Source organism: Jiangella rhizosphaerae (assembly GCF_003579925.1).
Taxonomy (GTDB): Bacteria; Actinomycetota; Actinomycetes; order Jiangellales; family Jiangellaceae; genus Jiangella; species Jiangella rhizosphaerae.
In genome coordinates, this window is sequence record NZ_QUAL01000382.1 from 1 (window position 1) to 9,193 (window position 9,193).

The following is a 9,193-nucleotide window of genomic DNA, read 5'->3' on the forward strand; positions in this document are numbered from 1 at the left end:
ACGGCGTCCGGCTCGCGCACGTGCCGCGGTGGAGCGCCGGCTGGGCGGCCGGCGCCCGTCCGGGCGACCTACTGGTGGCCGTCGGCGGCGCGCCGGTCGACGTCGCGACCCTGCTGGCGACCACCGGTGCCGAGGACCGGACGTTGGCGGCCTACGCCGGCCGGCGGGCGCTGACCATAGCGGGCGACGCCGCCGCCGACGTCGTCGTCCGGTCCGCCGGCGGCGCCGAACGGCGCTGGCGCGACGACACCGAGGCGCGGCCGGTGAGCTGGTCGCGGCTGCCGTCGGGCACCGCCTACCTGCGGATCCGCGCCTGGTCCGATCCGGACGCGCTGGACGCCGCCCTCGCCGAGCTGGGCCGGTGCGAGCGGCTGATCGTCGACGTCCGCGGCAACAGCGGCGGCGACCTGGTGACGGCGCTGCGGTTTCGCGACCGGTTCGTCGGCCGCGAGGCCACGCTGGGCGCCATCCGGTTCAGCACCGGCGACGGCGGCCTGTCCGGCCCCGCGCCGATCCGCGCGACCCCGGCGGACGCCGGCCGCTAGACCCGTCCGGCCCGGTTCCTGCTCGACCGGCTGGCCTACTCGGCCACCGAGGACGCGCTGCTCGGCCTGGGCAGCCTCGACCACGTCGAACTGCTCGGCGAGCCCAGCGGCGGCGGCAGCGGCCGGCCGCGCACCGTCGGCCTTCACGACGGCGTCGTGCTCAGCGTGAGCACCGCGCTCACCTACGAGCCCGGCGGCCGGTGCGTCGAGGGCGCCGGGCTGTCCGTCGGCCGCGAGCTGCCGCCCGGCGTCCTCGCCTCCGGCGCTGCCATCGCCGCAACCGACACCGGCTGGTGAGTCCCGTTATGGTGTGGCCGTGAGCACCGACGACCTCGCCAAGACCTCCCTGTACGACCGCCACGTGGCGCTGGGCGCGAAGTTCGCCGAGTTCGGCGGCTGGTCGATGCCGCTGCAGTACACCGGCATCGTCGACGAGCACACCGCCGTGCGCGAGCGGGCCGGGCTGTTCGACGTCAGCCACCTGGGCAAGGCGTCGGTCACCGGGCCGGGCGCGCGGGCGTTCGTCGACGCCTGCCTCACCAACGCCCTGGACAAGATCGGCCCGGGGCAGGCGCAGTACACGCTGTGCTGCGACGAGTCCGGGGGAGTGGTCGACGACCTCATCGTCTACCTGCGCGCCGACGACGACCTGCTGCTGGTGCCCAACGCCGCCAACAACGCCGAGGTGGTCCGCCGGCTCGCGGCGGCCGCGCCCGCCGGCGTCGAGGTGCGCGACCGGCACCGCGACTTCGCCGTCCTCGCCGTCCAGGGCCCGAACAGCGACGAGGTGCTCGCCGAGCTCGGGCTGCCCACGGGGCACCCGTACATGTCGTTCGCCGAGACCGTGCACGACGGCGTGCCCCTCGTCGTCTGCCGCACCGGCTACACCGGGGAGCGCGGCTACGAGCTGCTCGTGCCGTGGGACGACGCCGCAACGGTCTGGGACGCGCTGCTGGCGGCCGGCGAGCCGCACGGCATCGCGCCGGCCGGTCTCGGCGCCCGCGACACGCTGCGCACCGAGATGGGCTACCCGCTGCACGGGCAGGACCTCTCGCTGGACATCTCGCCGGTGCAGGCGCGCGCCGGGTGGGCGGTCGGCTGGTCCAAGCCCGCGTTCTGGGGCCGCGAGGCGCTGCTGGCGGAGAAGGCGGCCGGGCCGTCCCGGCGGCTGCAGGGCATCAGGGCGCGAGGCCGGGGCATTCCCCGTCCGGGCATGACGGTGACGGTCGGCGGCGAGCCGGCCGGCACCGTCACGTCGGGGACGTTCTCGCCGACCCTCAAGCAGGGCATCGGGCTGGCGCTGCTGCCGCCGGACGTCGCCGAGGGCACCGAGGTGCAGGTCGACGTGCGCGGCCGGGCCGAGGCCTTCGAGGTGGTGCGGCCGCCGTTCGTCCAGCCGTCGACGAAGGAGAGCTGATCAGCGCTCGGCGACGTCGAGCCGCCGGGGCGCGGTCCGCAGCGGCGAGAGCCAGGCGATGACGGCCGCGACCACCAGCGACAGCTGGCACACCAGCACCGCCTCGTCGGTGTCGAGGGCGCTGGCCAGCGCGCCGGCGACGACCGCGCCCAACGGGTAGCCCAGGCCGAACGTCGCCATGCGCCCGGCCGTCATGACGCGGCTCATCAGCGGCTCCGGGGTCACCTGCTGCCGCAGCGTCACCGAGATGGTCGCGATGATCAGGTACATCAGTGACCAGCCCGCGATGGCCAGCGCGCCCGGCAGCCAGCTCTCCGCCAGTGCGACGGCGACGCCGGCGGCGGCCGCGAACGGCAGCACGATGAGCGCGGCCCGCGGACCGCCGAAGCGGTGCATCAGGCGGGGCATGAGCACGCTGCCGACGACGGCGCCGATGCCCCAGGCGCCGAACAGCATGCCGAGCCGCCAGTCGCCCTCCTGGACGCCGAGGGTGCGGTCGGCCCAGACGACGAGGACGGCCATCAGCGAGCCGGCGCTGAACGCTACCAGGATCCCGATGACGATCATCAGCCGGATGATCTCGTGCCGCAGGATGAACCGCGTCCCCTCGGCGACGGCGGACAGCCGCAGCGTGGACTCGCGGTCGCGGGTGCCGCTCAGCGGCCGGACGATGCCCCGGATGAGCAGCGCCGACGCGACGAACGTCAGCACGTCGATGGCGATGATGGACGCGGGGGAGATGACGACGATGAGCGCGCCGGCGATCATCGGGACGACGGTCTCGGCGACGGTGCTGCCGCCGGCCACCAGCGCGTTGGCCGCCGGCAGGCGTTCGCGGCCCACCAGGCTGGGCAGGGCGCCCTGGTTGGCGGCGTCGAAGAACACGTAGATGGTGCGCACGGCGAACGCCGCGATCAGCACGTGCGCGGCGGTCAGCGCGTCGAACCAGAACGCGACCGGCACGGTGGCCAGCGTCAGCGCCGCGAGCAGGTCGGCGCCGACCATCATCCGGCGGCGGTCGGCATGGTCGGCCAACGCGCCGGCCCACAGGCCGAACAGCAGGTAGGGGACGGCCTCGGCGACGATCACCAGGGACGTCCAGGTCGCCGAGGCGGTGATGCCGTAGATGAGGACCGGCATGGCGATGAACGTCACCGCCGAGCCGGTCAGAGAGATGATGCGCGCTGCCACGTACCGGAAGACATCCGGGTCGTTGAGCAGGCGCTGGCGCCGTGCGGGCGCTGAACTACCCACGTCGATGAACTCCCGCCCCCCGCGAACTGAACTTTACGCGGAAGGCAACAGCATGACGGGTGTCTTGTCAAGGCGCCTCCGGGCGCGCGGCGCTGCTCGTCAGGCCCGTACCCGGAGGTGTGTCCAGGGCGCGTCGTTGCCGTCCCCTGCGCGGCAACGACGCGCCCTTGTACCCGTCAAGACAGAGCAGCCGCCGTCCTATGACGCATGCGAGCGGAGAATTTCGTGTGACGTGGGCAACACGGGGCGGTCGCCGCTTCGCGTCCGGCGGACCGTACTGTCGGGGCGAGTGACCGTGCTGATCGGGAGGCGATGATGAGCTGGACGTGGCGGTTCCTGGCAGCCGATGGCGAACCGGCGCCGGGGGTGGACGACGGCACCGGACGTCCCGACGCGGGGTTCCCGACCCAGTCCGACGCCGAGAGCTGGCTGGGCGAGCACTGGCGCGGGCTGGTCGAGGCCGGCGTCGACTCCGTGGTGCTGATCGAGGACGGCCGCGAGGTGTACGGCCCGATGAGCCTCGCTCCGCCGGACTGACGGCGACCCCGACGGGCCGCGGCGGCGCGCACCGGGCCCGGTCCGGTGTGGTCCGGCTCGCCGCGGTTGGCCCGGCGCGAGCCCCCACGTGCAATGAGCACCACTACGCACCGGTGCGTAGTGGTGCTCATTGCCAAGCGCGACTGGGGCGTGACGGAGGACCGCCCGCCGCCGGTCAGTACTTCGGCGACCGCTTGGCGGTCTCGGCGGGGTCGCGCACGACGGCGTCGCCGAGCACGTCGTCGATCGCCTTCAGCAGGTCCGGCTCGAGCGTGACGCCGCTGGCCGCGACGTTCTCGGTGACCTGTTCCGGCCGCGACGCGCCGACGATGGCGGCCGCGACGTTGGCGTTCTGCAGCACCCAGGCGACGGCCAGCTGGGCCAGCGAGAGCCCGGCCTCCTCGGCCAGCGGCCGCAGGTTCTGGACGCGGGTCAGCACGTCGTCGGTGAGCCAGCGGCGGGTGATGTCCGAGCCGCCGCTGGTCATGGCGCCGCGCGAGCCCTCGGGGGCGGCCTGGCCGGGCTGGTACTTGCCGGTGAGCACGCCCTGGGCGATGGGGGAGAAGACGATCTGCGAGACGCCGACGTCCTCAGAGGCCGGGATGACCTCGGACTCGATGACCCGCCAGAGCATGGAGTACTCCGGCTGGTTGGAGATGAACGGGATGCGCAGCTCGCGGGCGAGGGCGTGGCCCTGCCGGAGCTGGTCGGCGGTCCACTCCGAGACGCCGATGTAGAGGGCCTTGCCGGCGCGGACGACGTCGGCGAACGCCTCCATCGTCTCCTCCAGCGGCGTGCTCGCGTCGTAGCGGTGCGCCTGGTAGAGGTCGACGTAGTCGACGCCGAGCCGCCGCAGCGAGGCGTCGATCGCCTCGTGGATGTGCTTGCGCGACAGACCGCGGTCGTTGGGGCCGTTGTGACCGGCCGGCCAGAACACCTTCGTGAAGATCTCCAGCGACTCGCGCCGCTCACCGGCGAGCGCGCGCCCGAGAACCTCCTCGGCGCGGCCGCCCGCGTAGACGTCGGCGGTGTCGAATGTCGTGATGCCGGCGTCGAGTGCGGCGCGCACGCAGGCGATGGCGGTGTCGTCCTGCACCTGGGAGCCGTGGGTGATCCAGTTGCCGTAGGCGATCTCACTGATCTTGAGGCCGGACCGGCCGAGCGTGCGAAATTCCATGCACAGGAATCTATCGGTCCGGCCCGTGGGGCGTCGCCCAGGGCGGCTCGGGGCGGCTCAGGCGTCGGCGGCGAGGACCTTGGTGAAGTACCGGCTCAGCTCGGCGTCGCGGTAGTAGCCGTACGGCTCGGTGGGGACGTACCCGCTGGACTGGTACAGCGAGATCGCCTCGGGCTGCTTCAACCCGGTCTCGAGGACGACGCGCGTGTAGCCGGCCTGCAGCGCCTGGGCCTCGAGCTCGGCCAGCAGCCGGCGGGCGTGGCCGCCGCCGCGGTGTTCGTGGGCGACGTACATGCGCTTGATCTCGGCGACGCCGTCGCTGTGCTTGCGGAAGCCGCCCGTGGCCACCGGCTCGTTGCCGACGAAGCCGACGAGGAACAGGCCCTCGGGCGGGGTGAACTGCTCGGGGAAGATCGGCCCCTCGTCGGGGTCGCCGTAGCGCTCGGCGTACTCCAGCTGCAGCTCGCTCTCCAGGGCGCGCACGACGGGGTCGGCGTAGCGCAGTGCCCGGATGAACAGGCCGGTGTCGTCGCGGTCGGCCGTCGGCGCCGTGCTCACACGAGCGTCCCGGGCTTGACCTGCGGCTTGGGCAGCCGGAGCCGGCGCAGCTGGGTGGCGCGCGTGACGGCGTACAGCACGTGTCCCTTCCCGGGATCGTCGGGGAAGCGCTTTCGCACCTCACGCTTCACCCGGACCCCGAGAATCGTCAAGTCGACGATGAGCAGCACCATGACCGCGAGCCAGATGATCGTCGACGCGAACTGGACGACCGGGATGCCGATGAGGCTGGTCAGCAGGATGACCAGGATGAGCGGCAGGAAGAACTCCGCCACCGTGCGCCGGGAGTCGACGTAGTTGCGGATGAACCGCCGCACCTCGCCCTGGTCGCGGGCCAGGTAGTACTTCTCGTCGCCGGTGTTCATCGCCTGGCGGGTCCTGGCGCGCTCGGCGCGCATGCGCTCGCGCTCGCGGCGCATCGCCTCACGCCGGTTCTGCGCGGGCCGGACGCGCTGCTTGCGGGCCTTCTCGGCCTCCGAGCGCTTGGGTGTGGGGCGGCCCTTGCCGGCAGGGCGGGGCGGTTCGTCCACGGCGGCTTCGGCGGGGACGTCGGCGGGCTCGGGAGTTTCTCGACGACGGAACACGTCTACCAGGGTAGGACAGTATTCACACCGGCCCTGCCACGCCGACGCCCTACGCCGTAGGGTTGGGTGGAAACACTGTGCGTTGCAGTGCTCACCAGCTCGAGAAAGGGATACCTGGCCTCATGGGGATCCTCCAGCGAATGTCCATGATCTTCCGGGCGAAGGCCGAGAAGGCGCTCGACCGCGCCGAGGACCCCCGGGAGACGCTCGACTACTCCTACAAGAAGCAGCTCGAGCTGCTTCAGAAGGTGCGCCGCGGCGTGGCCGACGTCGCCACCAGCCGCAAGCGCATCGAGGTCCAGATGACGCAGCTGCAGGCCCAGTCCGGCAAGCTGCAGGAGCAGGCGCAGAAGGCGCTGTCGCTCGGCCGCGAAGACCTCGCCCGCGAGGCCCTCACCCGCCGGTCCGGGCTGCAGAACCAGATCACCGACCTGCAGACGCAGCACCAGTCGCTGCAGGGCGAGGAGGAGAAGCTCACCCTCGCCGCGCAGCGCCTGCAGGCCAAGGTCGAGTCCTTCCGCACGAAGAAGGAGACCATCAAGGCCAGCTACACCGCGGCCGAGGCGCAGACGCGCATCGGCGAGGCGTTCAGCGGCATCTCCGAAGAGATGAGCGACGTCGGCCTGGCCATTCAGCGCGCCGAGGACAAGACGGCGAACATGCAGGCGCGCGCGGGCGCCATCGACGAGCTGCTGGCGTCGGGTGCGCTCGACGACCCCACCGGCACGTCGAAGGACGACATCACGCTCGAGCTGGACCGCCTGGCCTCGACCAGCGACGTCGAGCTGGAGCTGTCGCGCATGAAGCAGGAGCTCACCGGTGGCGCCGAGGCGCCGCGCCAGCTCGAGGGCAACGGCGCCGCTCCGGCGGCCGAGGCGGCCGAGCCGCAGCGGCAGCGCGAGGAGGGCCAGCTGTGATCATCCGCATCATGGGTGAGGGCCAGTTCGAGGTCGACGAGACCCATCTCGCCGAGCTCAACCGTCTCGACGACGCCCTGGGCGAGGCCATCGACGGCGGCGACGACGACGCGTTCCGCGCGGCGTTGACGGCCCTGCTCGACGAGGTCCGCCGGGTCGGCACCGCGGTCGCCGACGACGTCCTGGTCGACAGCGACCTGGTGCTGCCCTATGCCGAGGCGCACGTCGACGAAGTGCGCGAGCTGCTCACCGACGAGGGCCTGGTCCCGTCGGAGCCGCCGGTCAAATGACCCTGCTCTGAGGACGGGGAACGCGCGGGCACCCGTGGCGCGTTCCCTGTCTACAGGCGGCACCGCCCGCCGCAGGGAGGAAAGGAAAGCAGCGTTGGCCCGCTCGAGGTTCGCCCCGGACCGCGGTCTGTCGGCCCGGATGGGCCTGACGATGATCGTCCTGGCCCTGCTCTACGTGGTGCTGATCGGCGCCATCGCCTACGGCACCAGCAGCGTGTGGCTGGGCGTCATCATCGGTCTCGGTGTCCTCTGGGGCCAGTGGTTCTTCTCCGACAAGCTGGCGCTGGCCGGCATGGGCGCCCGTGAGGTGTCGCCGCAGGAGGCGCCCGAGCTGCACGCGATGATCGACCGCCTGTGCGCCCTGGCCGACATGCCGAAGCCGCGGGTCGCCATCGCCGACACCGACATCCCCAACGCGTTCGCCGCCGGACGCAGCCCCGACCGCGCCGTCGTCGCCGTCACCACCGGGCTGCAGCGCCGCCTCGACGAGCGCGAGCTCGAGGCCGTCCTCTCCCACGAGCTGTCACACGTGGCGCATCGCGACGTGCTCGTCATGACCATCGCCTCGGTGGTCGGCGTGCTGGCCGGCTTCCTCACCCGCATGCTGCTGTGGTCCGGCCTCGGCGGCAACCGCAACAACAACAACGCCGCCATCATGGTGCTGATCGTCACGGTCGTCGCGGCCGTCGTCTACGGCGTCAGCTACCTGCTCACCCGGCTGCTCTCGCGCTACCGCGAGCTGGCCGCCGACCGCGCCGGCGCCATCCTCACCGGCCAGCCGTCGGCCCTGGCCAGCGCGCTGACCAAGATCTCCGGCGACATGAGCCGCATCCCGAAGAAGGACCTGCGCGCGGCCGAGCCGTACAACGCGTTCTTCCTCGTCCCGGCGCTGACCGGCAAGCTCGACATCGCCTCGCTCTTCGCCTCGCACCCGCCGCTGGAGAAGCGGCTCGAACAGCTCAGCCGCATCTCCGTCGAGCTGGGCCGGGAGTGACCCACGTGATGGGACATGCACACCGACGGCGACAGGGGGCCGGAGGCTCCCTCGAGCCGTCGGTCCAGAACCGAGGACGACGTGTGGGCGTGAGGGCATCGTGCATGGCCCATCACGTCGAGGAGTGAATCGTGGGCATCCTCGACGCCATCTTCGGGCGTTCCAAGCAGGTTCAGCCGAACCTCGACGCGCTGTTCGCGCTGCCCACGGCGGCGCTGACGCTCGAGGCGTCGGCGCAGCAGCACCCCACCGGGGTGGGCGCGGTGTGCTTCCGGCAGGTCGAGGGCGGCCCCTTCGCCCGGCTGAAGGCCGACGTCACCACGCTGCTCGGCGGCGCGGAGCCCGAAGAGGTGCACGACGACTACGGCTACACCTGGCTGGTCGTCCGCCGTCAGCCGTCGCAGATGTCGGAGCTGTGCACCGACCTCCACGCGGTGAACTCCACCCTCGAAGAGGCGGGGTTCGGGCCGTCGCTGCTGTGCACCACCATCGGCCTGCGCGACGACTCCGGCCGCAGCGTCGCCCTGGTGTACCTCTACAAGCGCGGCACGTTCTACCCGTTCGCCCCGCTCGACGCGCAGCGGCAGGAGCGCGACAACGCGCTCGAGCTGCAGGTGCGCGCGCTCGTCGGCGGCGATCTCCCCATCGAGCCCGACGTCAGCCGCTGGTTCCCGGTGTGGGGTGCACCCGGGGTCTGATCGTTGCGTCGGGTCGCGCGCACGTTGGTTCCGTCCCCCTGCTGCCCGATTGTCTTGGCCGCGGGCGCGCGCCTCAAGTCCGCGCGCGTTGTGGTCGGGCTTCTGCTGTGGTTGGGGCGCTTGGACTTGACCTGCGCGTCCGCGGCTCAGAACGGGCAGCTATCAGGGGGACGGGGGAGTGTGGCGACGGCTGCCGGGGGCGTTGGCCCCGTTACTGTGTGG

11 protein-coding genes and 1 pseudogene are annotated in these 9,193 nt (G+C 72.3%); 8 read left to right on the plus strand and 4 right to left on the minus strand.

Translation table 11 applies throughout. The features are described 5' to 3' along the window. Nucleotides 1-74: 74 nt before the first annotated feature. From DY240_RS33505 to gcvT, 3 genes and pseudogenes are all read left to right on the plus strand, one after another. Nucleotides 75-707: pseudogene (locus DY240_RS33505) on the plus strand (S41 family peptidase); the annotation flags it as partial. Nucleotides 708-710: 3 nt separating this feature from the next. Beyond that, complete coding sequence (locus DY240_RS33785) at nucleotides 711-842, plus strand: hypothetical protein (protein WP_267901700.1); 132 nt, start codon at nucleotides 711-713, stop codon at nucleotides 840-842. 19 nt (nucleotides 843-861) lie between these two features. Further along, nucleotides 862-1,962 carry a glycine cleavage system aminomethyltransferase GcvT gene (gene gcvT, locus DY240_RS26025; protein ID WP_199702464.1) on the plus strand — a complete coding sequence of 367 codons (1,101 nt, stop codon included), beginning with the start codon at nucleotides 862-864 and terminating at the stop codon, nucleotides 1,960-1,962. Here gcvT and DY240_RS26030 read toward each other — a convergent pair whose 3' ends face one another. Then, nucleotides 1,963-3,216, minus strand: coding sequence for an MFS transporter (locus DY240_RS26030; RefSeq protein ID WP_267901699.1), 1,254 nt, complete (start codon nucleotides 3,214-3,216; stop codon nucleotides 1,963-1,965). 315 nt (nucleotides 3,217-3,531) lie between these two features. Here DY240_RS26030 and DY240_RS26035 point away from each other — a divergent pair, with 315 nt between their 5' ends. After that, nucleotides 3,532-3,753, plus strand: coding sequence for a hypothetical protein (locus DY240_RS26035; RefSeq protein WP_119662597.1), 222 nt, complete (start codon nucleotides 3,532-3,534; stop codon nucleotides 3,751-3,753). Nucleotides 3,754-3,928: 175 nt separating this feature from the next. Here DY240_RS26035 and DY240_RS26040 read toward each other — a convergent pair whose 3' ends face one another. Genes DY240_RS26040 through DY240_RS26050 form a run of 3 tightly spaced genes read right to left on the minus strand, consistent with a single transcriptional unit; the run spans nucleotide 3,929 to nucleotide 6,072 of the window. Then, nucleotides 3,929-4,930: an aldo/keto reductase family protein gene (locus DY240_RS26040; protein ID WP_119662591.1), complete on the minus strand. Its 1,002-nt coding sequence runs from the start codon at nucleotides 4,928-4,930 to the stop codon at nucleotides 3,929-3,931. A 57-nt stretch (nucleotides 4,931-4,987) separates the two neighbouring features. Next, complete coding sequence (locus tag DY240_RS26045; protein WP_233552883.1) at nucleotides 4,988-5,488, minus strand: GNAT family N-acetyltransferase; 501 nt, start codon at nucleotides 5,486-5,488, stop codon at nucleotides 4,988-4,990. Then, on the minus strand, nucleotides 5,485-6,072 hold the full coding sequence (locus tag DY240_RS26050; protein ID WP_199702467.1) for a DUF3043 domain-containing protein: 588 nt from the start codon (nucleotides 6,070-6,072) through the stop codon (nucleotides 5,485-5,487). Before DY240_RS26050 ends, DY240_RS26045 begins: the two co-directional genes overlap by 4 nt. A 122-nt stretch (nucleotides 6,073-6,194) precedes the next feature. Here DY240_RS26050 and DY240_RS26055 point away from each other — a divergent pair, with 122 nt between their 5' ends. The 4 genes from DY240_RS26055 (at nucleotide 6,195) to pspAB (ending at nucleotide 8,971) form a co-directional block, all read left to right on the plus strand. Beyond that, nucleotides 6,195-6,989 carry a PspA/IM30 family protein gene (locus DY240_RS26055; protein WP_119662593.1) on the plus strand — a complete coding sequence of 265 codons (795 nt, stop codon included), beginning with the start codon at nucleotides 6,195-6,197 and terminating at the stop codon, nucleotides 6,987-6,989. After that, nucleotides 6,986-7,279: a PspA-associated protein PspAA gene (pspAA, locus tag DY240_RS26060; protein ID WP_119662594.1), complete on the plus strand. Its 294-nt coding sequence runs from the start codon at nucleotides 6,986-6,988 to the stop codon at nucleotides 7,277-7,279. Before DY240_RS26055 ends, pspAA begins: the two co-directional genes overlap by 4 nt. A 94-nt stretch (nucleotides 7,280-7,373) precedes the next feature. Then, nucleotides 7,374-8,273 (plus strand): zinc metalloprotease HtpX, encoded by a 900-nt coding sequence (htpX, locus tag DY240_RS26065; protein WP_233552884.1) that lies wholly within the window; start codon nucleotides 7,374-7,376, stop codon nucleotides 8,271-8,273. A gap of 131 nt (nucleotides 8,274-8,404) precedes the next feature. Further along, entirely contained in the window at nucleotides 8,405-8,971 is a 567-nt protein-coding gene (gene pspAB / locus DY240_RS26070) for a PspA-associated protein PspAB (RefSeq protein ID WP_119662596.1), read from the plus strand. The last annotated feature ends 222 nt before the right edge of the window (nucleotides 8,972-9,193 follow it).